Here is a 23749-nt window from a genome sequence, read left to right as displayed (position 1 = left end):
AGCAAAACCGAATGGGTGAAAAACCGCATCCGAACCGCACCGCACCGAACTGAACAGACGATTCGCCGTTAGTCGTCGGCGAACTCCGCGCGCGCCTGCTCAGAGAACCCAGAAGGGTCGCCGGAGATGCCGATGCCGAGCGTCCGGTCGGTGAGCGCCATGCTGTCCTGCTGGTCTTCGGTGTCGAACATCGCGCGGATAGCGTCGACGTTCTCGGGAATCACGTCGGACTGCTGGTGGATGGCCTGGAACAGATAGAGGTCGCGGCCGTTGACGCCGATGGACTCGCCCCACACGCAGTTCTCCCACATGTCGCCGCGCGGGCGGCCCGCGTCGAGCGCGAAGTCCATGAGCTTGCCCGCGCCGTCGATGCCCATCCCCTCGGGGATGACGTAGACGCGGTTCTCGCCTTCGAGCAGTTGGCGGACGTGCGCGCCGGTCACGTCGTCTTCGAGCGTGACGTTGAGCGCGTGGACGTGCATCAGCGTCGCCGGCACCTTCAGCCCGAGCGTGTCGATTTCGAGGCCGGGGAAGATGGTCTTCACGTCGGGGCCGTGGTGCGACGGAATCTCGATTGGGTTCGGCAGGATGTCGTTTATCGGCCCGCGGGAGTTCTGGCCGGGGTCGCCGCCGCGGCGGACGAGCGTCGCCCGAACCTTCTCGACGCCGTACTCGGCTTCGAGCGGCGCGATGATGCGCGAGAGGCCGGTCGTGTTACAGGAGACGACGCGGACGTAGTCGGCGTCGCGGGCGGCGTCGAAGTTGGCCCGCGCGTTGAAGCTCACGTCGGCCACGTCGGCGTCCTCGCCCCCCTGGAAGATGGCGGGCGTGTGGTGCGTCTCGTACAGTTCGCGGTTCTCTGCTCCGATGCCCGACGGCGTGCAGTCGACGATGATGTCCGCCTTGGCAACCAGTTCGTCCACCTCGCCGGCGAGGTCGACGCCGGCCTCGGAGAACAGCGGCGAGCGTTCGGGAATCGCGGCGTACATCGGGTAGCCGCGTTCGCCCGCGGTGTGCGCTTCGAAGTTGGGCTGGGTCTTGGCCACGCCGATGAGTTCCATGTCGGGCTGCGCGTGGACCGCGTCGGCGACGCGCTTTCCGATTGTGCCGTAGCCGTTGACACCCACTCGTATCATGGGAGACAAACGACCGGGCCCAACCATAGTTATTTCGATGGCTAATACTTAGAAATTAACTCTCGGGCGAGTGAGTCCCTCGATTACCTCCGAGGCGAGTGAAACCCCCGATTCGGGGCGACGGGGCGGAAACCGAACGCGAGGGGGCAGATGGGAACGCCTAACAGCGCCGGCGGCGCAGGTGTCCACATGACCGAAGCCGACGCCGACCTCCGCGCCGCCAGCGAGACGGCGGTCCGTCAGTGTCTCGACCTCCAGCCCGACGAGTCGCTCGTCGTCGTCACCGATGACAAGCGCGAGCGCATCGGCGAGGCGCTCTACGAGGTCGCAGGCGAAGTGACCGACGACGCGACCATCGTCCGCTATCCCCCGGGGAACCAACACGGCGAGGAGCCGCCCGCGCCGGTCGCCGCCGCGATGCAGGCCTGCGACGCCTTCCTCGCGCCGACGACGAAGAGCCTGAGCCACACCCGCGCTCGCGGCGACGCCTGCGACGCCGGCGCTCGCGGCGCGACCCTTCCCGGAATCACCGAGGAGGTGTTCGTCACCGGCCTCGACGCCGACTACGACGCCATCTACGACCACAGCGCGGCGATGCTCGACGCCGTCGGCGGCGCCGACGAACTCCGCGTCACGACCGAGAAAGGCACGGACATCACGTTCGTCCGCGGCGACCGCGAGTGGCTCGCAGACACCGGCGCAATCGCGGAGGCCGGCTCGTTTTCGAACCTCCCCGCGGGCGAAATCTTCCTCAGCCCCGCGTCCGCGACGGGCACCTACGTCGTCGACGGGACGATGATGCCCCACGGCCTCCTCGACGAGGGACGGGAACTCCGCTTCGAAGTCGAAGACGGCTACGTTACCGAGATTTCCGACGACGACATCCGCGAGCAGGTCGAGGCCGCGGCCGAGGAGGTTGGCGACGACGCCTACAACCTCGCCGAAATCGGCATCGGCACCAACGTCGGCGTCACCGACCTCGTCGGCTCCGTCCTGCTCGACGAGAAGGCCGCGGGCACGGTCCACATCGCCGTCGGCGACGACGCCGGCATCGGCGGCGACACCGACGCGCCGCTCCACCTCGACGGCATCATCCGCGAGCCGGCGGTGTACGCCGACGGCGAGGAAGTCGACCTGCCGCAACCCTAAGCGGGCGCACGCCGCGCCCGTGACCGGCCGGTCCGGTCGGTCGGCTCGCCCCGTTCGTTGAGCGAGCGTCCTGCCACCGAGTCCCACGCCGAGGCGGAGAAAGGCGGCTTTTTACGGCCTGATGGGCTAGCGACCCGTATGAGCCTACCCGACGCCGGCGAGCGCGTCCCCCTCTCCTGTCCGACGTGTTCGCCCGACGAACCCACCGTCCACGAGGTGCTGAAGCCCGGCGGTCACTCGACCGTCCGGTGTACCGAATGCAGCCACGTCCACAAGGAGAAAGTCGAGATTCCCGACGAGACCGAGATGAACGTCGTCGTCTCGCAGGACGGCGACTCCGTCTCGACCGAAGTGCCCGTGCCGGTCGGCACGACCATCGAGGTCGGCGACGAGTTCATCGTCGACACGCCCGAGGCGATTCAGCTCGTGCGCATCACGGGCATCGAAGTCGGCCCCGAACAGCGTGCCGACGAGGCCGAAGTCGCGGACGTGAAGACCGTCTGGACCCGCGTCGTCGACAACGTCGCGGTCAACGTCACTATCCACCCGAAGGACGGCAAGCGCGAGGACACCCGGAGCGTCACCGTCAACGTCCCCGGCGACTACGAGTTCGTCGTCGGCGAGACGGAGGCGTTCGGCGACGAGGAGGTCGAAATCGAAGGCCTCGTCGTCCGCTCGGACGCCCCTGAGTACCGCCACGGCAAGCTCGACCACCCCGGCGACATGGTGTACGCGAAGGACGCGAAACGCGTCTACGCCCGCGACCAGACCTCGACCGCGTGGTCGGCCTGGTAAGGGAACTCCGACGCCGAAACGCTCCGCCCCGCCGACGCCGGACGATACCGCCTGCCCAACGCACGACCTTTTTGTTCCCGCCCCGTCGGTGCGACCATGCCTACCCGCGACCGGTCGCAGTCGTCGGTCGAATCGCTCGCGCTCCTGTGGGCCGCCCGCGAGAGCGGCGTCATCGACGCGCTCACGACGAGCGCCGGCACCGCCGAGGCCGTGGCCGACACCGCCGGTATCGACCCCCGAGCCGCCCGCATCGCGGTGGAGGCGCTGGCCGCGATGGGCTTCATCAAGCGCGTCGGCGACGAGTACGAGATAACCAACCGCGCGCTCGGCTTCCTCGCCAAGCGCGACGTGCGCTCCATCGGCCGCCTCCCGCACGCGCTGGACCGCTTTTCGCTCTACGCCGACCTCCCGGAGACGATGGCGACCGGCGAGCCACCCGCGTTCCCGGACGACTGGCTTCGGAACCGACTCGGCGCGCACGACGCCACCGAGGAGTCGGTCGTCCGGGCCTGCGTGACCGCCGCGGTCCGCGCGGCTCCCGACGCGACGCGCGTCCTCGACCTCGGCGGCGCGTCGGGCGTCTTCGCCCGCGAGTTCGTCGCCCGCGGCCGCGACGTGACCCTCGTCGACGACGCGGAGACCGTGGAAGTCGCCCGGCCGCTCCTCTCCCGGGCCGGCGTGGATCTCGTCGCGGGCGACCCGGCCGACCCGCCGGTATCGGGGGTCGAACTGGTCTTCGCCGGCGACGCCTTCGCCGGGCGCGACCCGGACGACGCGCGGGCCCTCGTCGCGGGCGCGTTCGACGCTCTCGAACCCGGCGGCGCGGCGGTGTTCGTCGATAGCCTGCACGGCCGGTGTTCGACCGACGCGACTGCGGGGCGGGCGGTGAACGCGCTCGCCGCCGGCCGCGGCGACCTCCACGACGAGGAGACCGTTCGCTCGTGGGTCGAATCGGCCGGATTCGATGGCTGTACGGTTCGAGACGTGCCGGGGACCGACCTCCAGGCGGTCGTTGGCGAGCGTGCGGTTGATTAGGACCGACCTCCGAGGTCGACTATGGACAACTCGGTGCTGCGCGACGACATGGTCGACGGCTTGGAGCACTCGCTGGAGTTGCTCCCGGAGGCCGTCTCCATCGCCATGCGCAGCGTCCCGCGACACGAGTTCGTCACCGACTCGCCGTATCAGAACCGCCCGACGGAGCACCGCGACACGAACACGACCATCCTCGCGCCGACGACGGTCGCGCGCCTGCTCGCCGCGCTCGACCCCCAACCGGACGACGAGGTGCTCGTCGTCGGCGCGGGCGTCGGCTACACCGCCGCGGTCCTCGCCGAAATCGTCGGCGACGCCCGCGTCCACGCGGTCGACATCACGCGCTCGCTCGTCTACGAGGCGCGCGAGAACCTCCAGCGCGCCGGCTACGGCGGCGTCCTCGTGGACTGCCGCGACGGCGCGGAGGGGCTGGCCGACTACGCGCCCTTCGACCGCATCCTCGTCGAGGCCTCGGCGGTCCGCCCGCCCGCGCGACTCCTCGCACAGCTCGCTGACGGCGGCCGACTCGTCATGCCGAAGGGCGTCGGCGAGCAGACGCTCGTCGCCGTCGAGGACGGCGAAGTGGCCGAGTCGTTCGGCCCGCTGTCGTTCAAGCCGCTGCTCGTCGACGGCGAACAGACCGGAAGCATCGTCAGAAACCGGACGCGCCGCGAGGACCCCGAGTACGAGGGTCGCGGCTGGCACGCCGGCCACGGTTGGGAACAGGACTGGATAGACTGGGGCGGCAGCGGGTAGACGAGGCGGAACGACGCGGGTGGATGGAAGCGGGCGCGGCAGGTTGGCCGACTACGTCGCGCCTTCGAGGTAACCGTACCGGAACCCTTGAATCGCGGTGGCGAGCGTCCAGACCGCCATCGCGAGACACATCGCCCAGAGGACGCCGAGGATTTCGAAACCGCTGATAACGGCGTAAATGACGAGCGTGAGCGTCAGAAACCGACCGATTGTGTCGTCTTCGCCGGGGAGGAGGAACGAGAGCCGGGGCATACGCGGGGGAGACGCGGCCGAGGGAGTTAGCTTTTGTCGACGTGTCGGCCGGCGTGACAGTCACGCGTCTCCGGGCGCGGGAATCACCAATCTACGATTTAGCCGCAGAGCGCGTACCTAGGTATCGGTGAATCAACCATGGAGAAGAACGTCGGCGGTTACGACCGTATCGCGCGCGCCGTCCTCGGACCGGTGCTCATCGTCGTCGGGGCGGCGAGTCTCGCGGGCTTCCTGACCATCGCGGCCGGCACCCTCGGACTCGTCATCGCGGTCGCGGCGCTCCTCGTCGGAGCGGTCCTCGCGACCACGGCGGTCACCCAGAAGTGCCCGCCCAACGACCTGCTGGGCGTCGACACCTACGAGGGCGCGACGGCGACCGAGACCGAATCCGCGGGCAAACCCCGCGCGCAGTAAGCGTTTCTTCGACTCGTCACTCGGACCCGGCCGGACCGACGAGTGCGCGAGACCGGGGGCTGACTATCAAATCTGACATCTCGCGGGAAACAGCTTTTGCATCGCTCCAGAGACCAGCGGTAGCGATGACGCCACCACTCCCGACGCGGGAACAGCTCCCGGATGACCTGCTCGAACGGGCCAACTGGGTCGGGTGGCGAACGCAACTGTGCGACGGCGAGGAGACAGTTGTACCCCGAAGCGCGACCGACGGCGGGCCCGCATCGGCAACTGACGACTCGACGTGGGCGACATTCGACGAGGCGCTCGCGTGTGCTCGGGAGGGGCGCGTCGACGGCGTGGGATTCGCGTTCACCGACGACGACCCGTTCGTCGGTATCGAGCTCGAAAACTGCCGCGACGCCGAGACCGGCGCGACCGACGAGTGGGCGCGGGCGCTCGTCGACCGACTCGACTCCTACACGGAAGTGACTCCCTCGGGAACGGGGTTCCGCGTTATCGTCCGCGGGACGCTCCCGTCAGGGAGCGCCCGAGCCGGCGGCCTCGAACTCTCGGACGTCACGCGGTTCCGTCCCGTGACCGGCGACTGCGCCGACGGCGCGCCCGCGGCGGTCGCAGAACGGAGCGACGCGCTCGCGACGGTTCACGGTGCGTACTTCGAAACCGACCCGGAGCCGTCGCCGTCGGTCGACGCCGTCGCCCCGGCCGCCTCAATCGACTCGGTCAACCCAGACGCTCCGAACTCGGACCGAGCGCCCGCCGACGCGCGTCTCGACGAGATAAGCGGCCCGGGCAACGACCTCACGGACGACGAGGTCGTCCGCCGCGCCTCGAACGCCGTCAACGGGGTGGCGTTCACCCGCCTGTGGCGGGGTGACGCGAGCGGCTACGACGACCGCGACGAGGCTGACGCGGCGCTGTGTTCGATGCTCGCGTTCTGGACCGCCGGCGACGCGCGACAGATGTGCCGCCTGTTTCGGGACTCCGGACTCTTTCGGCCGACGTGGGACGAAGTCGTCCACGCCGACGGCTCGACCTACGGCGCGAGGACGGTCCGGCGAGCGATTCGGGAGACCAGCGAGTTCTACGACCCGTCCGGTTGGTCGAGCGCGGTGCGGCGGTCAGCGACGCAATCGGACGACGACCGACACCGGGACCGACACCGACACCCGAACCGGAATCGGCGCGACGACGACGTGGTGACCGACCCGGCGCGACGGCCGCCGGCTTCACCCGGCGCGTCACCGGGCGACGGTCGCGGGGGGTTCGACCGCCTCGACGAACTCCGGGCGCGGCTCGACGAGGTCGTCGACGAAAACGAGCGACTCCGCGACGAACTCGACGCGGAGCGCGAGCGGCGACGCGACCTCGAAGCCCGAGCGGGCGACCGCAACGTGAGAGCCGAAGCGAGAGCCGGCGTCGAAAACGCGGGACGCGGCTGGTCGTTGGTCGGCTGGCTCCGGTCGTGGAGAGCGCTACGGTAGCTGTGTTCTGAGCCGGCTCACGATTTGAGACCGCTCCCGGTGAGCGGCACGACCACGTCGGCGTCGCGGTCGAGGACGCCCGAGAGACGCAGTTCGCGGAGCGCCGCGGGCGCGACGGCGCAGGTTGGCTCCGTGTAGAAGCCGTGGCGGTGGAGCCGGTCGAGTTCGTCTTCGACCGCGTCGGCCGACAGGGCGATGGCGTCGCCGCCGGTGGCGTCGAGCGCCTCGTGAATCTCGGCCTCGCGGACGGGGTCGAGAATCTGGATGCCGTCGGCCACGTCGTTCGTCTCGTCGGCCGTGTGGTGACGGGCGTCGGCGATGGGCGAGTAGCCGGCGGCCTGCGCGCCGTACAGTTCGGGCATCCGGTCGGTCCAGCCCGCCTCGTAGAGCGCACGGAAGCCGCGGTACGCGCCGAGAAAAAGCGTCCCGTGGCCCAGCGGCGTGACGACCGCGTCGGGGACCGACCAGTCGCGCTGGGCGGCGATTTCGTAGGCGACGGTGGCCGTGCCCGCGAAGAACGCGGGGTTCCACGCGTGGCTCGCGTACCACGCGTCGTCGGCCTCGACGGCCTCGACGCAGGCGTCGGTCACGGCCTGTCTGGAGCCCTCGATTCGGACCGGCTTCGCCCCGGCGCGCTCGATGGCGCGGACCTTCGAGGGCTTGACCGACGCGGGCACGTAGATTTCGGCGTCGATGCCGGCGCGGGCGGCGTAGGTCGCGACGGCGGCCCCCGCGTTGCCCGAGGAGTCCTCGACGACGCGCTCGACGCCGAGTTCGGACGCGAGCGAGAGCATCGTCGTCGCGCCGCGGTCCTTGAACGAGCCGGAGGGGAAGACGTACTCCAGTTTGAACGAGGCCTCCCACTCCGCGGCGTCGACGAGGGGCGTCATCCCCTCGCCGAGGCTGGCGCGCGGCTCTGTCGGGAGAAAGTCGTCGAACGCCCAGAGGCCGTCGCGGTAGTCGAGGTCGGCGTCGTCGGGGGTCGCTGCCGACGGCGTCGGGTCGGCCGCGAAGTCCAGCGGCTCGCCGCAGGCACAGCGCCAGCGCCAGGCGTCGTACGTCTCGCCGCAACTGTCGCACGCGAGTCGGAGCCGAGCGGGGAGGTCGGGTGGTGTCGTCATGGGAAGTGAGTGGGGTGAATCGGGTGAGGTGGTCGAGTCGAGTGAGGTGGTGCCGAGTCGAGTGAAGTGGTCGAATCGGGTGGACTGGAGTCGGTATCAGTACGTGTCGAGGTCGATGCCGACGGAACAGACGTACTCGCCGGAGGCGACCTGCGGGAGGCGGCGCGCCCGCCAGAAGATGCCGTTGTGGTCGGCGGTGACGCGGGCTTTGAGCGTACCGAACACGTCGGCCACCTCGAACACCACGTCGCCGGCGGAGACGCGCTCGCCGAGGTCGCGCTTGAACCGGACGAGGCCCCCGACCGGCGAGCCGTACTGGTCGAAGCCGCGGGCGCGGGTCTGGGCTTTCAGCTCCACGTCGCCGTCGAGGAAGTCGTAGCCGCGGAGGACGTTGTGGACGCCGCGAACGCCCTTCTCGATGCTCTCTTCGTCCCAGCCGACGCAGCCGCCGAGTTCGGGGTCGATGGTCGGAATCCCGGCGTCGGGGCCGGCGCGGGCGAGTTGGCCGTCGGGACCCTTCTGGTCGAGGACGTAGCCGCAACCGAACGTCTTGGCGAGCCGGAGACATTTCGCGTGCATCCGGTGGTGGCGGCCGCAGCGGACGCGGACCTCGTCTATCATCCGGCTCGTCGAGCCCTGATGGAGGTCGACGATGAGGTCGGCGTCGCGGGCGGCGGCGAACGTCGCGGCCGCGATGCGCTCCGAGGAGGTGCCGCGCTCGTCGCCGGGGTACGCCCGGTTCATCTTCGTGTCGTCTATCGGATTGCGGTGTTGTGCGACCTGAAACGCGTGGTAGTTGACGATGCCGACGACGAGAATCGCCCCGGAGATATCCGCGGGGTCGAGCTGCGGGACGACCCGCTGGATGACGCCGACGCCGTTGAGTTCGTCTCCGTCCGACGCCGCCTGCATGTAGAGCGTCTTGCCCGACGACGCGCCGTTGATGACGGCGACGGGCAGACCGACGCTCCCGCCGTCACGGGACTCGCCGACTTCGAGGCGGCCCACGTCCATCTCCCCGGGGGCCGCACTCGCCGTTCCCAAGGTAATCATACCGCCAACCTCGGACCCGCCTCCCTTTAGGGGTTCGGTCCGCTGAGGCCCCGAGGAAAGCGTTGCCGCTATGGTCTCGCGGCCGCAACCGCCGACCGTGACAGACGACGTTCCCGAACGGCCGCCGACGGGGGGACTGGTACAGGCGCTGGACGTGCCGCGAAACGCCGCTATCGGGGCGGCCGTCGGTCTCGCCTTGGCCGTCGTCGCCTACCTGTTTCGGGTGCTCGAACTGTTCGGCCCCTTTGCCGGCACCCGCGAGTACCCGATACTCGGCCCCGAGGGCTGGTTTCTTCTCCTCGCGTTCGTCCTCGCGTCCGCGACGGCGCTGCTCGTGGCGACGGTGCTGACGCTCGTCTCGGCGTATCGGCTGAGTAAGACGCTCTGAGTCGGCGGTTTCGGCAGTTCGGTTCCGGGATGGGTCAGGTCGGGGTCGGCCTACTCGTCGAACTCGCGCTCGTCGCCGACGAGTTCGCCCAGTCGCTCCGCGCCGGCGCGGGTGCCCTTGGCGATGATGAGGTCGCCGCCGTGGAGCCGCGTTTCCGACCCCGGCGAGACGACCCACTCGCGGCCGCCGGCCCGGCGGACCGCGATGACGCGCATCCCCGTCTCGGACTTGACGCGCCGGTCCCCGAGGGTCGCCTCCGCGAGGTCGCTTGCGGGGGCGACCCGCAGGCGGATGATGACCTCGTCGGACTCCTTGACCGCGGCGGCGACGACCGGGTGGGCGTCGATGCCGCGGAGGACGCCCTCGGCGATTTCGAGCGCGGCGTCGGAAATCATCTCCGTCGCGCCCGCGAGTTGGACGAGTCCGCGGAGCGACACGGGGTCTTCGACGCGACTCGCCGCGCGGAGCGTCCACGCCTCGAACCGGGACTTGAGCGCGTCCACCTCGGCTTCGAGTTCCTCGACCTCCTCGGCGACGCCCTCGCTGTCGAACAGCACCGCGCCGTAGGCGAGGTCGACGGCGAGTTCGCTCATGTCCTTCATCAGGACGATGGAGTCGACGGCGCGTTCGAGGTCCTCGATGGTCGGCTCGGGCACGTCCGGCGGGTCGTACCGGAGGCCGGTGGCGGCCTCGTGGACGGTGTGGAGGCCGTCGTCGCGGCCGCGGAGGAGGAGCACGTCGCCGGCGCGGAGCGTCGTCTCGTGGTCGGGGTTCGTCACCCACTCGCCGGCGCGGTGGATGGCGACGACGCGGACGCCCGTCTCGGTCTCCATGTTGATGTCACCGAGGTTCCGGCCCGCGTACGGCGACTCGTCGGTGAGTTCGCACCGAATCGTCGTCTCGACGGCCTCGGGGAGCGCCGCGCGGATGGCGTCCGGGAGGCCGATGTCCTCGATGACGACCTTGGCGATGTCGCCCGCGGCGTCCGAAATCTTCTCGGCCGCGCCGACGACGCCGAGGACGGGCGCGAGTTCCTCCGCGTCCTCGGGGCTGCGGGCGGCCATCATCAGGCTCATGCGCGCCTGAAGTTGGAGGATGTCCATCCGCTCTTCGAGGTCGAGGACCTCGGCCGCGAGGTCGTCGTTGGCGTGGAGGACGGCGGAGTACGAGAGGTCGATGAGTAACTCCGCGGTGTCTTTCATCTCGGCGAGGACGGCCTTGACGCTGACAGGCTCGTACTCGATGTCCTCCGGATTCATGCGCCCGCCTTCACGACGGGACGGCAAAAGGCTTGCCAGGAGTAACGGTGCCACCGTGGTTCGAGAGAACTACGCCGTCGGGGGATATGAGTTTGCAGGTCGCCCGAGCGGCGCGCGCGCGACCCATCGGGGGGACTCCGTATAAGTGCCCCGAAAATAACGACAATCGTCGAACACTATTTTAGACACCGACTATCCGCGAAACCGACAGACGGGGCTGCCACTGTATGTGTATGGCGGTCGGTAACAGATGAGTGAAAACGATAACGCTTTTTTGATATGGTAGGCAACGGTCTGGGTATGTCAGGCGAACTGAAGCGGGGGCTGGAAGGTGTGCTGGTCGCCGAATCGAAACTCAGTTTCATCGACGGCGACGCGGGACAACTCGTTTACTGCGGGTACGATATCGAAGACCTCGCACGGGACGCAAGTTACGAGGAAGTACTCTATCTCCTGTGGCACGGAGCGCTTCCGACGGGCGAGGAACTCGACGCGTTCTCCGACGAGCTCGCGGCCCACCGCGACCTCGACGACGGCGTCCTCGACGTGGCACGCGAACTCGCCGAACAGGACGAGTCGCCGATGGCGGCGCTCCGAACGCTCGTCTCGGCGATGTCGGCGTACGACGAAAGCGCCGACTTCGAGGACGTGACCGACCGCGAGGTCAACCTCGAGAAGGCAAAGCGCATCACGGCGAAGATGCCGTCGGTGCTCGCGGCCTACGCCCGCTTCCGTCGCGGCGACGACTACGTCGAACCCGACGAGAGCCTGAATCACGCGGCGAACTTCCTCTACATGCTCAACGGCGAGGAGCCGAACGAGGTGCTCGCCGAGACGTTCGACATGGCGCTCGTGCTCCACGCCGACCACGGACTGAACGCCTCGACCTTCTCCGCGATGGTCACGTCCTCGACGCTCTCTGACCTCTACAGCGCAGTCACGTCCGCAATCGGCACGCTCTCGGGGTCGCTCCACGGCGGCGCGAACGCGAACGTCATGCGGATGCTGAAGGACGTCGACGACAGCGACATGGACCCGACCGAGTGGGTCAAAGACGCCCTCGACCGCGGCGAGCGCGTCGCGGGGTTCGGCCACCGCGTCTACAACGTCAAGGACCCCCGCGCGAAGATTCTCGGCGCGAAGTCCGAGGCGCTCGGCGAGGCCGCCGGCGACATGAAGTGGTACGAGATGTCGGTCGCCATCGAGGAGTACATCGGCGAGGAGAAGGGCCTCGCGCCGAACGTGGACTTCTACTCCGCGTCGACGTACTACCAGATGGGCATCCCCATCGACCTCTACACTCCCATCTTCGCCGTCTCGCGCGCCGGCGGCTGGATTGCGCACGTCCTCGAACAGTACGAGGACAACCGCCTCATCCGCCCCCGCGCCCGCTACACCGGCGAGAAAGACCTCGACTTCACGCCGGTCGACGAGCGATAGGCGACGAACCGCACGCGACTGTTTTCCGTCTGCTGCCCCCGGAGCGACGCGTCGTTCCCTTCACCCTCCGCCTCCCGCTCTCGCGTTCGCCGTCCGCCGCACGCGCCGCCCTCAGTCGTCTTCGCCCACGTCGTCGACGCCGACGCTCCCGCGTTCGACCATGAGCGAGTCGGCGTGGCCCGCCCAGTCGGCGTAGGAGAACGCGACGAGCGCGAACAGCCCCATCCACGTGAACGACAGGACGATGCCGATTCGCGCGCCGAGCGGGCCGTAGCCGAACCCCTCGACGAGCAGGTACGACAGGCCGACGAAGAAGCCGAACACCCCGGTCAGCCGGGCGACGAAGGGAATCCGCGTCGCGCCCGCGCCCTGCAACGACCCGGAGAGGCCGACGAACAGCGCCAGCCCCGGTGCGGCGAGACCGTAGGCGACGGCGAACTTCACGGCCCAGTCGAGGTCCGTGCCGCCGCCGGAGCCGACGAGGCCGACGATGGGTTCGGTGAACGCCGCGAGCAGGAGCCCGATGCCGCCGACCGTGACGACCGAAAGCAGCGCCACCGCGCCGCCCTGATACCGCGCGGTTTCGCTGTCGCCCGCGCCGAGCGCCTGCCCGACGAGGACGCTGGCGGCGACGTTGTAGCCGCGCGCCAGCGGGCTTGCGACCTGCTGGTAGACCCGGCGGCCGATTTGGAAGCCGGCGTTGACGGCGTCACCGAAGCCGAGGAGCAGGGCGTTGAACGGGAACTCTGCGAGTTCGGCGGCGATACCCTCGCCGACCCGCGGGGTGGCGATACGGACGAGTTGGCCGGCGACCGTCCGGTCGCGGGGGCGGACCAGCGAGGTCGGTGACGCGGGGCGGGCGAGCGCGACCAGAAGCAGTCCCGCCGAGAGGACGTTTGCGGTCGAAGTGGCGAGCCCCACGCCCAGCACGCCGAGCGCCGGCAGGCCGACGAGGCCGAAGCCGAGACCGACCGACAGCCCGATGTTGACGACGTTGGCGAAGACGTTGACCAGCATCGGCGTCCGCGTGTCGCCGACGCCTTGCAGCGACCGCGAGCCGACGAGCGAGACCAACCGCGCGGGCGAGGTGGCGAAGATGACCGCGAGATACGTCGTGCCGAGGGCGACGGCCCGCTCGCTCGCCGGGAACGCGTCGATGGCCGCGCCGCCGAGCGTGAAGCCGAAAATCAGGAACGGAATCCCCGCGAGGAACGCGAGGAGGAGCGCCGTCGAGATGGCCTCGCTCCGGTTGGCGTCCGCGCCGCTGCCCGTGTCCTGACTGGAGAGCGCAATCGCGCCGCCGCCGAGGCCGAGACCGATGCGGAGCGGGAACCGGGCGTAGAGGTCGGCGAGGCCGATAGCGACGACCGCGGCGGGAGAGAGCGCCGCGGTGACGGCCACGTCGACGGTCCGCATCGCCGTCTGGGCGGTCTGCTCGGCCATCACCGGCCACGCGAGCGAGAAGATGCGCTTCCAGACCCGCCGGAGGCGACCGAGGTTCATGCCGAGGCCACGGACCTCGTGCAGTTGACGGTACCGGAAGCGGCGACCGGCCGACCGCGCTCGATGCGACGCACGAATGCCGAGCGTCAGACGCGATCGGCTGGTCGCCGCGGTCCCCCGGTTTTACTTTCACTCCGGGTGGGGGACGTTTATATGTGCGGGGACCAGAAAGACAGTTGCACGTCACACGCGTGCATTCCCCCTTTCCCTTTCACCGACCGGCGAGCGACCGCGACGGCGTCCGTCGGCGGGTGCGAAACGGAGTCCTCAACTGACGACTATGAGGGTTGACATCACGCCCCTGATACCGATACATTCCCGAACGATTAAACGCGGACACGGGTGATTTCCGACCATGCTCACGCTTGACGACGTACGCGCCGCCCGCGAGCGCGTCGAAGCGGTCGCCCGACGGACACCGCTGGAGTACTCCCACACCTTCTCGGAGATGACGGGTGCCGAGGTGTACCTGAAACTCGAAAACTCCCAGCGCACGGGGTCGTTCAAGATTCGCGGCGCGACGAACCGCATCACGACGCTCTCCGACGAGGAGAAAGCCGCCGGCGTCGTGACCGCGAGCGCCGGCAACCACGCGCAGGGCGTCGCGCTCGCGGCGTCGCGAGCGGGCGTGAACTCGAAAATCGTCATGCCGGAGTACGCGCCGATTTCCAAGGTGAAAGCGACCGAGCGCTACGGCGGCGACGTGGTGCTCTACGGCAACGACTACGACGAGGCGCAGACCAAGGCCCACGAAATCGAGGAGTCCGAGGGCCGGACCTACGTCCACGCCTTCGACGACGAGTACGTCATGGCCGGACAGGGGACCATCGGCCTCGAAATCGCGGAGGACTGCCCCGACCTCGACACCGTGGTCGTCCCCATCGGCGGCGGCGGCCTCATCTCCGGCATCTCGACGGCCATCAAAGAACAGTACCCCGACGCCCGCGTCATCGGCGTGCAGGCCGAACAGGCCTCCAGCGCCGCGGACTCGCTGAACAAGGGGTCGATTCAGACCATCGACGAGGTGGACACCATCGCCGACGGCATCGCCGTCCGCAGAATCGGCGACAAACCCTTCGAGGTCATCCGCGAGCGCGTGGACGAGGTCGTCACCGTCTCCGACGAGGAAATCGCCGTGGCGCTGACCTACCTGCTCGAACGCTCGAAGACGCTGGTCGAGGGCGCGGGGGCCGTCGCGCTCGCGGCGCTCGTCTTCCAGAAGTTCGACTACGAGGAGGGCGAGGTCGTCGTCCCCGCGCTGTGCGGCGGCAACATCGACATGAACACGCTGACGACAGTGGTGATGCGCGGCCTCGTCGAGACGGGCCGGTACCTCAAGATTCGGACCGAACTGAAGGACCGCCCCGGCTCGCTCGAACAGCTCATCGAAATCATCGCCGCGGAGAAGGCGAACATCTACGCCGTCAGGCACGACCGCACCTCTCGGAAAATCGCGCTGAACGCGACCGAGGTCGAAATCGACCTCGAAATGCGCGGTCCCGACCACGTCGAGTCGCTCCTCGAAGAGCTCCGCGACGCGGGCTACGACGTGGAAGTCCTCGACTGACCGCGTCGACAGGAGCGGCCGGGCCCCGTATTCGAAACCGGCGCTCAGACGAGGCCGGTAGCCCCGATGAACACGAGGAGCGCCCCGATGCCCCGATAGAGCCAGACGGGAGCGTCGGACGCTCCGGACTCCTCCGAGGGCGAGCGCCGGAGGAACTCGAACCCGAACGTGTGGATTCGCGCGGGGAAAGCGAGGTACGCGACGCCGAGAACCGAGATTCCGACGTGGACAGCCTGCCACAGGAGGGTCATGTGCTACATCCGAACGGTTCCGGCGTATGCTTGTCGGTCGGGACGGTCGGGCGGTCGGGGCGGTTGAGGCGGCGCGTCGGTGCGTTGGCGACCGGAATCCGCCCGAGACGGGCGCGTTGCGAGCGTGTGAGCGCGTTTCTGGCCCGTCGAGTTCCGACGAACGCCCGCCTTTTTTTACCCGGTCGATTATGTCGAATTCGGGCGGGAGACACCGTCTACGATGATTTTCACTTCGTGGGAAGCATGCAGGGATTGACCCTCCCCCAATACGAAGGCGTTTAAGAGGGAAGCCCCATCCCCCGCGCCCCGGTTCGCCCCGTCGTCAGCGACCCCGCACCCCAACCATGCTCGACCCAGTCATCGCCAGTCGGCTGCAGTTCGCGCTCACGACCATCGTCCACATCATCTTCCCCGTGATGAGCATGGGCCTCGCGCCCTTCCTCATCTACTTCACGTGGAAGGACATCCGCACCGACGACCCGGTGTACGAACAGCTCAGGCGATTTTGGACCAAGATTTTCGCCGTCTCGTTCGTCGTCGGCACCGTGACCGGCATCGTCCTCGAATTCGAGTTCGGGACGAACTTCGCGGCGTTCTCGACGGCGGCCGGCGAGCTGTTCGGCGGCCCGCTGGCCACCGAGGGGATGATGGCGTTCATGCTCGAAGCGACGTTCCTCGGGGTGTTCGTCTTCGGCCGCGAGAAGGTCTCAGACGCGCTCTACATGGTTTCAGCGGTCGCGGTCGGCCTCGGGACGTGGCTCTCGGCGGTGTGGATTCTCGTCGCCAACTCGTGGATGCAGACGCCGCGGGGGTACGAACTCGCGCGCGAGAGCGGCCAGCTCGTCGTCTCGCTCGTTGACCCCATCGCGGCGTACGCCAACCCGCGGTTCCCGTGGATGTTCGTCCACATGCAGAACGCCGCGGTGCTGTCGGTCGCGCTGTTCATGGCCGGCGTCGCGGCGTACCACGTCTGGCAGCGCGGCATCAGCGCCGACGACGACCGCGAGGACGCGCGCTTCTGGCGGAAGACGCTCAAAATCGCGCTCGTCGTCCTGCTCGTGACCGCGCCGTTTCAGGCGATTCACGGCGACGCCTACGGTCGGCACGTCTACGAGACCCAGCCGCAGAAGTTCGCCGCCATGGAGGCCGTCTGGGAGACCGACAGCTACGTCCCCGAGTACATCTTCGCCATCCCGACGAGCCTCGACGGTATCACCGACCCGCGCGCGAAAGAGCTGTTCGGCATCGGCATCCCCGGCGGGGCCTCGTGGCTGGCCAGCGGCGGCGACCCGCAGGCCGAAATCACCGGCCTGAACGAGTTCGACACGGAGGCCCCGCCGGTCGCAATCGTCTTCTGGTCGTTCCGGCTCATGGTCGCCGCGGGGTTCTGGTTCATCCTGTTGGCGTTCTGGGCGGGCTACCGCTGGTGGGCCGACGAGTTGTACGAGGACGACCTGTTGCACAAGGCGTTCGTCGGGTCGTCGCTCCTCGGCATCTTCGCCGTCGAGGTCGGCTGGATAGTCACCGAGGTGGGCCGACAGCCGTGGGTCATCCAGGGCGTCCTCCGGACGAGCGAGGGCGTCTCGCCGGGGCTCACGAGCTTCGAGGCGACGCTCACGCTCGTCGGCTTCGCCGTCGTGTACACCGGCCTGCTCGCGCTCTACACCTACGTGATTCGCCGCATCATCCGCGAGGGGCCGCCGAGCGTCGACGAGACCGAGGCGGGTGCGGAGGCCGCCGCGCCCGCGGGGGTGACCGGCGATGACTGACTACGGCGCGTTCGCCACCGACCCGCTTTTCGGCCTGCCGTTGCAGGAGCTGTGGTTCGGGCTCGTCTTCTTCATCCTCGGGATGTTCCTGTTCCTCGACGGCTTCGACTTCGGCGTCGGGGCCATCTTCGCGACCCGCGACGACGACGAGGAACGCGAGACGCTTCTGGCCGCCATCGGCCCCTTCTGGGACGGCAACGAGGTGTGGCTCGTCGTCTTCGGCGGCGCGCTGTTCGCCGCGTTCCCGGCGGTGTACGCGAACCTCTTCAGCCGCCACTACCTGCTCATGTTCGCCATCCTCGGGGCGCTCATCCTCCGCGGACTCGCCCCCGAGATGTACGAACAGCGCCACGACGAGGCGTGGCAGACGTGGTGGGGCCGGGCGTTCGTCGTCGGCAGCGTGAGCGCGCCCTTCTTCCTCGGCGTGTTCGCCGCCCACTGGCTCCTCGGCGTCGAGTCGCTCCTGTCGCTGCCCGGCGTCGTCGTCGGCCTCGCCGTCGTCGCGCTCACCGTCGTCGCCGGCGTCGGCTTCCTCGCCATGAAGACCCGCGGGAGCCTCCAGCGCGACGTGGCCGACTACGGCCCGCGGGCGATGGCCGCCTACCTCGCGCTCGTCGTCGTCACGCTCGGCTACCTCATCGCCGTCCGCCCCGACCTCGGCGTTCTCGCGCCGATTCCGCTGGCGCTCGTCGTCGTCAGCCTCGCCGCCGCCGCGGGCTACCTGCTCGCGCTCCGCGGGGGGCGCTACACGCTCGCGTTCGGGGCCGTGCCGGTGCTCGTGTTCGCGTTCGTCGCGCTCGTGGCGACGCTCATGTTCCCCTTGGCCGACCCCGCGACCGGGCTGACCGTCGCGGACGCCATCATCTCCGTGCTCCCGCTGAACATCATGAGCGTCGCGTCGGCGCTGCTCCTGCCGCTCGTGTTTACCTACTTCGGCATCCTCTACTCGACGTTCAGCGGGCCCATCGAGACCGGAGAATCGTACTCCTGACCGACTGCAATCCACCTCCCACTACCAACCAATCCACCCATGGCTACGCTCCCCAACACCGAACCCACCGCCGAATCGCTCACTAAACCGCTGACTCTCCTCGGCCTCGGACTGGTCGTCGTCAGCGTCGCCGTCGCGGGGTTCGCGCTCCGAGACGGCGACGTGGTCACCGCCCTTGGGATGGGGCTGTTGTTCGCCTCGGGCGTGCTCACGACCGGCATCAGCCTCTCCGGCAAGTCGGTGTAACCCGACGGACCGCGGCGGGGAGGTCCCGCCGCGGACCCGGACGTTCCACCCTATTTTATCACGTCGTGGCGAAATCCACCGCGTATGAAGCGCGTCATCGAAACCGACGAAGCGCCGGCCGCGGTCGGCGCGTACAGTCAGGCGACGACCAACGGCTCGCTGCTCTACACGGCGGGACAGATTCCGCTGACGCCGGACGGCGAACTCCTCGACGACGAGGACATCGCGACGCAGACGACGCAGTCGCTCGACAACGTGATGGCCATCCTCGCGGAGGCCGGCGCGGACGCGACCGACGTGCTGAAGACGACGGTGTTCCTCGCCGACATCGACGACTTCGACGAGATGAACGAGACGTACGCGACCTACTTCGACGAGGAGCCGCCGGCCCGCTCGGCGGTCGAGGTCGGCAACCTGCCGAAGGGCGTCGGCGTCGAAATCGAGGCCGTCGCCGTCGTCGACGAGGAGTAACGTGGCCCGCCGCGTCCGGTCCGCGCTCGCGTGGGGCGCAGCGAGCCTCCTCCTCGTGGGCGTCCTCGCGCAGGGCGCGGTCCTCCTCGGACTCGGCATCGACGCGTCGTTCGGGGTGGTCGCCGCGGTGGCGGTCGCGTCCGGCGTCGCGGTCGCGTCTGTGACATACGTCATCGAACCCCGACTCGAACGGAAAGGAAGGGCTTAAATTATCCAGGCGGAAACGTTGCGTTGTAAGCCAGGATGGCCGAGCGGTAAGGCGCACGCCTGGAAAGCGTGTTCCCTCTGGGATCGGGGGTTCAAATCCCTCTCCTGGCGCTTCTTCCGAACTCAACCCACGTAGCAGCGCGTCTCGTCGCGCTGCGGACTTCGAGTTCGGAAGAACGCCTCAGTTGGATTTGAACCAGGGAGCGAAGCGACTGAGGTTCAAATCCCTCTCCTGGCGCTTCTCTGAAAACTACACTCCGAGCGATGCGTCTCGGCGCATCGCGGTGGCAGTTTTCGTGAAGCGTTTCCGAGAGGGAATTGAACTACGGAGCGAGGCGAACGGATGAGCCGAACGACTGCGGTTCAACTCCCGCTTCTGGTGCTTCTCTGGAAAGCTACATCTGCGACCCCGACCCGAACCGAGCACACCGAGTCGAACCTTGCCCTTCGCACCCGAAGCACATAGCTTCTCCCTCAATCGCCGGACGGCGGGAACCGTCGGCGGAGTCTATCGCACCACGCGCCAAGAACAAGGTACGTCGAAACTGGTAGGGAACTCCCAGTTCGACGCGACCCAAGGCACCACCACAGACCCGACCGTATCAACTGTTCGGACAAAACATTCATCGCCATGGGATGCGATACCACAATTGACAATGCCTGACACCAAGACCGGCCGCGAGAAGAAGGGCCTCAACAAGCGGACCCAACTCACCGAGCGGCTGTACGAACGCGAGTTATCGGTGTTAGACGGAGACGACGACGAGCCCCCGCTCGACGCCGCGAGCGACGACGCCGACGGCGAGTTCCTCGCGGACGAACTCCCCGAAGACGACTGACGGCGCGGCCGACACGACCTCCGACCACGCGAATTTTTATCGGGCGCAGCAGAACGTGTGAGCGTGCACCACCGCGCGAACTACGCGACCGTGTTCATCGGCTCGCACCTCCACCCCGAAGGCGAGACGCTGGACCTCGACTGGGCGGACGACGCCGGAGACGAGACGGAGACGTTCGAATTCGACGTGCCGACCGACGACCCCAGAGAGCCGTATCTCGGCATCCAGGCGTTCGACGTGGGCGAGTACGGCCACGAGATTCGAATCAACGGCGACCCGCTTTCGGGGTTCGATATCCCGCCGGGCGACGGCTGGCAGTACTGGGTCGACACCGTCACGGGCGCGAGCCTCGTCGAAGGGACGAACACCATCCGGGTCGTCCGCGACGACGAAGGGAACGACGCGTTCGCCGTCGGGACGGTGACGGTCCACTGGAAAGAGCCGGTCGAAGAGTAGCCTATAAAGCGGTTCGACCGGGCACAAATAGTGGTGTGAAATAGCGTACCATACTTTGCCCTCGAACACATCGAAGACGGACTCAGTCGCACGATTATCGGGAGTACACGGCGAGCGCTCGGATTCCGTCCTTCGATTCGCCGGCGAAGCCTTTTTATAGAATCACAAACAATCAAGGCCTGTCTATGAGCCAGCGAATGCAGCAGGGTCAGCCGATGATCATCATGGGCGAGGATGCACAGCGCGTCAAGGACCGCGACGCGCAGGAGTACAACATCCGCGCCGCACGAGCAGTCGCCGAGGCGGTACGTTCCACACTCGGCCCCAAAGGGATGGACAAGATGCTCGTCGACTCGATGGGCGACGTCACCATCACGAACGACGGCGTCACCATCCTCAAGGAGATGGACATCGACAACCCGACGGCCGAGATGATCGTCGAAGTCGCCGAGACGCAGGAGGACGAAGCCGGCGACGGAACGACGACGGCGGTCGCCATCGCGGGTGAACTCCTGAAGAACGCCGAGGACCTCCTCGAACAGGACATCCACCCGACGGCCATCATCCGCGGCTTCAACCTCGCCTCCGAGAAGGCGCGCGAGGAAATCGACGACATCGCGGAGCGCGTCGACCCCGACGACGAGGAACTCCTGAAGAAGGTCGCCGAGACCTCCATGACGGGCAAGAGCTCCGAGCTCAACAAGGAGCTTCTCGCGGACCTCATCGTCCGCGCCGTCCGGCAGGTCACCGTGGAGGCCAACGACGGTTCCCACGTCGTCGACCTCGAGAACGTCTCCATCGAGACGCAGACCGGCCGCTCGGCGTCCGAGTCCGAACTCCTCACCGGCGCCGTCATCGACAAGGACCCCGTCCACGACGACATGCCGGTCCAGTTCGACGAGGCCGACGTGCTGCTGCTCAACGAGCCCGTCGAGGTCGAGGAGACCGACATCGACACGAACGTCTCCATCGAGAGCCCCGACCAGCTCCAGAAGTTCCTCGACCAGGAGGAGGCCCAGCTGAAGCAGAAGGTCGACCAAATCGTCGACTCCGGCGCTGACGTGGTCTTCTGCCAGAAGGGCATCGACGACCTCGCCCAGCACTACCTCGCGAAGCAGGGCATCCTCGCGGTCCGTCGGACGAAGAAGTCCGACATCCGCTTCCTCAAGAACATCACCGGTGCGGCGGTCGTCTCCGACCTCGACTCCATCGAGGCCGCCGTCCTCGGTCGCGCCTCCGTCCGCCGCGACGAGGCCGGCGAGCTGTTCTACGTCGAGGGCATCGGCGACGACGTCCACGGCGTCACGCTCCTGCTCCGCGGCTCCACCGACCACGTGGTCGACGAACTCGAACGCGGCGTTCAGGACGCCCTCGACGTCGTCGCCTCGACGGTCGCCGACGGCCGCGTCCTCGCCGGCGGCGGCGCTATCGAGGTCGAACTCGCCTCGCGCCTCCGCAACTACGCCGACTCCGTCTCCGGGCGCGAGCAGCTCGCCGTCGAGGCGTACGCCGACGCGCTCGAACTCGTCCCCCGCGTCCTCGCCGAGAACGCCGGTCTCGACTCCATCGACACGCTCGTCGACCTCCGCGCGGCCCACGAAGACGGGCAGGTCCGCGCCGGGCTGAACGTCTTCACCGGCGAGGTCGAAGACGCCTTCGACGCCGGCGTCGTCGAGACGGCCCACGCCAAAGAGCAGGCCGTCGCCTCCGCCTCCGAAGCCGCGAACCTCGTCCTCAAGATCGACGACATCATCGCGGCCGGTGACCTCTCCACCGGCGGCGACGACGACGAAGAGGGCGGCGCACCCGGCGGCATGGGTGGCATGGGCGGCATGGGCGGTATGGGCGGCGCGATGTGAAAATCGGCTAACGCCTTCACACCCCCATCCCCCGACGCCTGCACCGCGCGACAGACCACGTTATTTTAGCGAGCGTCCCAGACGGCCGGAGAGCCGCGGCTACGGCGTCCGAATGGCGGCACGCGGCGGAGACCAACCGACTCGCGCCGACTACGACTTCCCGACAGTCCGAGGGGAGCCGACCGTTCCGACTCACCCGCCACTCAGAAGTTGGATAATTCTCTCACTTTCCAAGATACACTTGCAGTTGTGTTCAGAAATAGAACGAACTAAGTAGCAGGTACGGCAACGTGTCTCCATGCGCAAGACGCTGCTGTTGAACAAGGACGACGTTCACGAGAACGTCCAGATGCCGGAGCTCATCTCGGCCATCGAGGACGCCTTCGCCGCCTACGAGTCCGGCGACGCCCAGATGCCGCCGAAGTCCTACATCGACCTGCCGCAGTACAACGGCGACTTCCGGTCGATGCCCGCCTATCTGGACGCCGGCGACTGGGACGCCGCGGGCATCAAGTGGGTCAACGTCCACCCCGACAACGGCGACAAGTACGACCTGCCCACCGTCATGGGCACGATGATCTACTCCGACCCCGAGAACGCCTTCCCGCTGGCGCTGCTCGACGGGACGGAGCTCACGATGCTCCGCACCGGCGCGGCCGCGGCCGTCGCCACCGACCACCTCGCCGTCGAAGACGCATCCTCGATGGGCATCGTCGGCGCGGGCGTCCAGTCGTACACGCAGCTTCGCGCCATCAGCGAGGTCCGCGACATCGAGGAGGTCGTCGTCTCCGACCTCGACGAGGAGCGCGTCGCCGACTTCATCGACGCCTTCGAAGACGAGTTCGACATCCGCGCCGGCTCCATCGAGGAGGCCGCGAGCTGTGACGTGCTGTCGACCGTGACCCCCGTCGAGTCGCCCATCGTCCCGCGCGAGGCGGTCGGTGACCACACCCACATCAACGCGATGGGGGCGGACGCCGAGGGCAAACACGAACTCGCCGACGAGGTGCTGTTGGACGCCAAGCTCGTCATCGACGACCACGCCCAGACCACCCACTCCGGTGAAATCAACGTCCCGTACCACGACGGCGTCCTCACCGACGACGACATCTACGGCGCAATCGGTGACATCGTCCTCGGCAACCTCGACGGCCGCACCGACGCCGACGGCATCAGCGTCTTCGACTCGACGGGACTCGCGATTCAGGACGTGGCGGCGGCGCACGTCGCCTACGAGCACGCCTTCGAAAACGACAACGGCTACGCGTTCGACCTCCTCGGTCTCGCCGAGTGAGGCCGCTCGACGCG

General features: G+C 68.0%; 25 protein-coding genes and 1 tRNA gene. 19 read left to right on the top strand and 7 right to left on the bottom strand.

From position 1 onward, the window contains the following. Window positions 1-68: 68 nt before the first annotated feature. Window positions 69-1136, bottom strand: coding sequence for a type II glyceraldehyde-3-phosphate dehydrogenase (locus tag HVO_RS07010; protein ID WP_013035627.1), 1068 nt, complete (start codon window positions 1134-1136; stop codon window positions 69-71). A 189-nt stretch (window positions 1137-1325) separates the two neighbouring features. Between HVO_RS07010 and HVO_RS07005 the strand changes: the two genes are divergently transcribed. From HVO_RS07005 to HVO_RS06990, 4 genes are all read left to right on the top strand, one after another. Beyond that, on the top strand, window positions 1326-2285 hold the full coding sequence (locus HVO_RS07005) for an aminopeptidase (RefSeq protein ID WP_004044445.1): 960 nt from the start codon (window positions 1326-1328) through the stop codon (window positions 2283-2285). Window positions 2286-2423: 138 nt separating this feature from the next. Further along, entirely contained in the window at window positions 2424-3080 is a 657-nt protein-coding gene (locus HVO_RS07000; RefSeq protein WP_004044446.1) for an HVO_0476 family zinc finger protein, read from the top strand. A 96-nt stretch (window positions 3081-3176) separates the two neighbouring features. Then, window positions 3177-4115, top strand: a complete 939-nt coding sequence (locus HVO_RS06995) for a class I SAM-dependent methyltransferase (RefSeq protein ID WP_004044447.1) — start codon at window positions 3177-3179, stop codon at window positions 4113-4115. Between the two features lie 21 nt (window positions 4116-4136). After that, window positions 4137-4871 (top strand): protein-L-isoaspartate O-methyltransferase family protein, encoded by a 735-nt coding sequence (locus HVO_RS06990; RefSeq protein ID WP_004044448.1) that lies wholly within the window; start codon window positions 4137-4139, stop codon window positions 4869-4871. 51 nt (window positions 4872-4922) lie between these two features. Here HVO_RS06990 and HVO_RS06985 read toward each other — a convergent pair whose 3' ends face one another. Continuing rightward, window positions 4923-5123: a hypothetical protein gene (locus tag HVO_RS06985; RefSeq protein WP_004044449.1), complete on the bottom strand. Its 201-nt coding sequence runs from the start codon at window positions 5121-5123 to the stop codon at window positions 4923-4925. Window positions 5124-5261: 138 nt separating this feature from the next. On the opposite strand from HVO_RS06985, the gene HVO_RS06980 reads away from it, so the two are divergent. Together HVO_RS06980 and HVO_RS06975 are read left to right on the top strand one after the other, a co-directional pair. Then, complete coding sequence (locus tag HVO_RS06980) at window positions 5262-5537, top strand: YgaP family membrane protein (RefSeq protein ID WP_004044450.1); 276 nt, start codon at window positions 5262-5264, stop codon at window positions 5535-5537. Between the two features lie 125 nt (window positions 5538-5662). Continuing rightward, complete coding sequence (locus HVO_RS06975) at window positions 5663-7021, top strand: phage NrS-1 polymerase family protein (protein WP_004044451.1); 1359 nt, start codon at window positions 5663-5665, stop codon at window positions 7019-7021. Between the two features lie 17 nt (window positions 7022-7038). On the opposite strand, the gene HVO_RS06970 is transcribed toward HVO_RS06975, so the two are convergent. Together HVO_RS06970 and HVO_RS06965 are read right to left on the bottom strand one after the other, a co-directional pair. Then, entirely contained in the window at window positions 7039-8142 is a 1104-nt protein-coding gene (locus HVO_RS06970; protein WP_004044452.1) for a pyridoxal-phosphate dependent enzyme, read from the bottom strand. 96 nt (window positions 8143-8238) lie between these two features. Further along, window positions 8239-9195 carry a succinylglutamate desuccinylase/aspartoacylase family protein gene (locus tag HVO_RS06965; protein ID WP_004044453.1) on the bottom strand — a complete coding sequence of 319 codons (957 nt, stop codon included), beginning with the start codon at window positions 9193-9195 and terminating at the stop codon, window positions 8239-8241. Between the two features lie 70 nt (window positions 9196-9265). On the opposite strand from HVO_RS06965, the gene HVO_RS06960 reads away from it, so the two are divergent. Continuing rightward, window positions 9266-9583, top strand: coding sequence for a DUF7536 family protein (locus HVO_RS06960; RefSeq protein WP_004044454.1), 318 nt, complete (start codon window positions 9266-9268; stop codon window positions 9581-9583). Between the two features lie 50 nt (window positions 9584-9633). On the opposite strand, the gene HVO_RS06955 is transcribed toward HVO_RS06960, so the two are convergent. Then, on the bottom strand, window positions 9634-10842 hold the full coding sequence (locus HVO_RS06955) for a potassium channel family protein (RefSeq protein WP_004044455.1): 1209 nt from the start codon (window positions 10840-10842) through the stop codon (window positions 9634-9636). A 300-nt stretch (window positions 10843-11142) separates the two neighbouring features. On the opposite strand from HVO_RS06955, the gene citZ reads away from it, so the two are divergent. Then, a complete protein-coding gene (citZ, locus tag HVO_RS06950) occupies window positions 11143-12282 on the top strand; it encodes a citrate synthase (RefSeq protein WP_004044456.1) in 1140 nt (379 codons plus the stop codon). 111 nt (window positions 12283-12393) lie between these two features. Here the strand turns inward: citZ and HVO_RS06945 are convergent, their stop codons facing one another. Then, entirely contained in the window at window positions 12394-13785 is a 1392-nt protein-coding gene (locus HVO_RS06945; protein WP_004044457.1) for an MATE family efflux transporter, read from the bottom strand. Between the two features lie 355 nt (window positions 13786-14140). Between HVO_RS06945 and ilvA the strand changes: the two genes are divergently transcribed. Next, window positions 14141-15352, top strand: coding sequence for a threonine ammonia-lyase (gene ilvA, locus HVO_RS06940; protein ID WP_004044458.1), 1212 nt, complete (start codon window positions 14141-14143; stop codon window positions 15350-15352). Window positions 15353-15396: 44 nt separating this feature from the next. Here ilvA and HVO_RS06935 read toward each other — a convergent pair whose 3' ends face one another. Next, window positions 15397-15603, bottom strand: a complete 207-nt coding sequence (locus tag HVO_RS06935) for a hypothetical protein (RefSeq protein ID WP_004044459.1) — start codon at window positions 15601-15603, stop codon at window positions 15397-15399. Window positions 15604-15947: 344 nt separating this feature from the next. On the opposite strand from HVO_RS06935, the gene HVO_RS06930 reads away from it, so the two are divergent. The 10 genes from HVO_RS06930 to HVO_RS06885 all read left to right on the top strand — a co-directional run bounded on the left by HVO_RS06930 (window position 15948) and on the right by HVO_RS06885 (window position 23735). Next, window positions 15948-17372 carry a cytochrome ubiquinol oxidase subunit I gene (locus HVO_RS06930; protein WP_004044460.1) on the top strand — a complete coding sequence of 475 codons (1425 nt, stop codon included), beginning with the start codon at window positions 15948-15950 and terminating at the stop codon, window positions 17370-17372. Further along, window positions 17365-18363 (top strand): cytochrome d ubiquinol oxidase subunit II, encoded by a 999-nt coding sequence (locus HVO_RS06925; RefSeq protein WP_004044461.1) that lies wholly within the window; start codon window positions 17365-17367, stop codon window positions 18361-18363. Before HVO_RS06930 ends, HVO_RS06925 begins: the two co-directional genes overlap by 8 nt. 39 nt (window positions 18364-18402) lie before the next feature. Then, entirely contained in the window at window positions 18403-18609 is a 207-nt protein-coding gene (locus tag HVO_RS06920) for a hypothetical protein (protein ID WP_004044462.1), read from the top strand. Window positions 18610-18693: 84 nt separating this feature from the next. Then, window positions 18694-19080 (top strand): Rid family detoxifying hydrolase, encoded by a 387-nt coding sequence (locus tag HVO_RS06915; protein ID WP_004044463.1) that lies wholly within the window; start codon window positions 18694-18696, stop codon window positions 19078-19080. Window position 19081: 1 nt separating this feature from the next. Next, entirely contained in the window at window positions 19082-19288 is a 207-nt protein-coding gene (locus tag HVO_RS06910; RefSeq protein ID WP_004044464.1) for a hypothetical protein, read from the top strand. Between the two features lie 29 nt (window positions 19289-19317). Then, a tRNA-Ser gene (locus tag HVO_RS06905) sits at window positions 19318-19398 on the top strand. Window positions 19399-19943: 545 nt separating this feature from the next. Continuing rightward, window positions 19944-20126 (top strand): hypothetical protein, encoded by a 183-nt coding sequence (locus HVO_RS06900; RefSeq protein WP_004044465.1) that lies wholly within the window; start codon window positions 19944-19946, stop codon window positions 20124-20126. 63 nt (window positions 20127-20189) lie between these two features. Further along, window positions 20190-20582, top strand: a complete 393-nt coding sequence (locus tag HVO_RS06895; protein ID WP_008606282.1) for a DUF7383 domain-containing protein — start codon at window positions 20190-20192, stop codon at window positions 20580-20582. 215 nt (window positions 20583-20797) lie between these two features. Further along, complete coding sequence (gene thsB / locus HVO_RS06890; protein WP_004044467.1) at window positions 20798-22441, top strand: thermosome subunit beta; 1644 nt, start codon at window positions 20798-20800, stop codon at window positions 22439-22441. Window positions 22442-22739: 298 nt separating this feature from the next. Beyond that, entirely contained in the window at window positions 22740-23735 is a 996-nt protein-coding gene (locus tag HVO_RS06885) for an alanine dehydrogenase (protein WP_013035300.1), read from the top strand. Window positions 23736-23749: the final 14 nt, after the last annotated feature.

This window comes from Haloferax volcanii DS2, from assembly GCF_000025685.1.
Classification (GTDB): domain Archaea; phylum Halobacteriota; class Halobacteria; order Halobacteriales; family Haloferacaceae; genus Haloferax; species Haloferax volcanii.
This window is presented reverse-complemented; position numbering and strand designations above follow the sequence as displayed.

Excerpts from the sequence above, each read along its gene's own strand:
- HVO_RS06970 (WP_004044452.1), bottom strand. The coding sequence starts at position 8,142 with ATGACGACACCACCCGACCTCCCCGCTCGGCTCCGACTCGCGTGCGAC.
- HVO_RS06995 (WP_004044447.1), top strand. The coding sequence starts at position 3,177 with ATGCCTACCCGCGACCGGTCGCAGTCGTCGGTCGAATCGCTCGCGCTC.
- HVO_RS06935 (WP_004044459.1), bottom strand. The coding sequence starts at position 15,603 with ATGACCCTCCTGTGGCAGGCTGTCCACGTCGGAATCTCGGTTCTCGGC.
- citZ (WP_004044456.1), top strand. The coding sequence starts at position 11,143 with ATGTCAGGCGAACTGAAGCGGGGGCTGGAAGGTGTGCTGGTCGCCGAA.
- HVO_RS06975 (WP_004044451.1), top strand. The coding sequence starts at position 5,663 with ATGACGCCACCACTCCCGACGCGGGAACAGCTCCCGGATGACCTGCTC.
- HVO_RS06925 (WP_004044461.1), top strand. The coding sequence starts at position 17,365 with ATGACTGACTACGGCGCGTTCGCCACCGACCCGCTTTTCGGCCTGCCG.
- HVO_RS06915 (WP_004044463.1), top strand. The coding sequence starts at position 18,694 with ATGAAGCGCGTCATCGAAACCGACGAAGCGCCGGCCGCGGTCGGCGCG.
- HVO_RS07000 (WP_004044446.1), top strand. The coding sequence starts at position 2,424 with ATGAGCCTACCCGACGCCGGCGAGCGCGTCCCCCTCTCCTGTCCGACG.
- HVO_RS06920 (WP_004044462.1), top strand. The coding sequence starts at position 18,403 with ATGGCTACGCTCCCCAACACCGAACCCACCGCCGAATCGCTCACTAAA.
- HVO_RS06965 (WP_004044453.1), bottom strand. The coding sequence starts at position 9,195 with ATGATTACCTTGGGAACGGCGAGTGCGGCCCCCGGGGAGATGGACGTG.
- ilvA (WP_004044458.1), top strand. The coding sequence starts at position 14,141 with ATGCTCACGCTTGACGACGTACGCGCCGCCCGCGAGCGCGTCGAAGCG.
- HVO_RS06990 (WP_004044448.1), top strand. The coding sequence starts at position 4,137 with ATGGACAACTCGGTGCTGCGCGACGACATGGTCGACGGCTTGGAGCAC.
- HVO_RS06900 (WP_004044465.1), top strand. The coding sequence starts at position 19,944 with ATGCCTGACACCAAGACCGGCCGCGAGAAGAAGGGCCTCAACAAGCGG.
- HVO_RS06960 (WP_004044454.1), top strand. The coding sequence starts at position 9,266 with ATGGTCTCGCGGCCGCAACCGCCGACCGTGACAGACGACGTTCCCGAA.
- HVO_RS07010 (WP_013035627.1), bottom strand. The coding sequence starts at position 1,136 with ATGATACGAGTGGGTGTCAACGGCTACGGCACAATCGGAAAGCGCGTC.
- HVO_RS06885 (WP_013035300.1), top strand. The coding sequence starts at position 22,740 with ATGCGCAAGACGCTGCTGTTGAACAAGGACGACGTTCACGAGAACGTC.
- HVO_RS06945 (WP_004044457.1), bottom strand. The coding sequence starts at position 13,785 with ATGAACCTCGGTCGCCTCCGGCGGGTCTGGAAGCGCATCTTCTCGCTC.
- HVO_RS06985 (WP_004044449.1), bottom strand. The coding sequence starts at position 5,123 with ATGCCCCGGCTCTCGTTCCTCCTCCCCGGCGAAGACGACACAATCGGT.
- HVO_RS06980 (WP_004044450.1), top strand. The coding sequence starts at position 5,262 with ATGGAGAAGAACGTCGGCGGTTACGACCGTATCGCGCGCGCCGTCCTC.
- thsB (WP_004044467.1), top strand. The coding sequence starts at position 20,798 with ATGATCATCATGGGCGAGGATGCACAGCGCGTCAAGGACCGCGACGCG.
- HVO_RS06930 (WP_004044460.1), top strand. The coding sequence starts at position 15,948 with ATGCTCGACCCAGTCATCGCCAGTCGGCTGCAGTTCGCGCTCACGACC.
- HVO_RS07005 (WP_004044445.1), top strand. The coding sequence starts at position 1,326 with ATGACCGAAGCCGACGCCGACCTCCGCGCCGCCAGCGAGACGGCGGTC.
- HVO_RS06955 (WP_004044455.1), bottom strand. The coding sequence starts at position 10,842 with ATGAATCCGGAGGACATCGAGTACGAGCCTGTCAGCGTCAAGGCCGTC.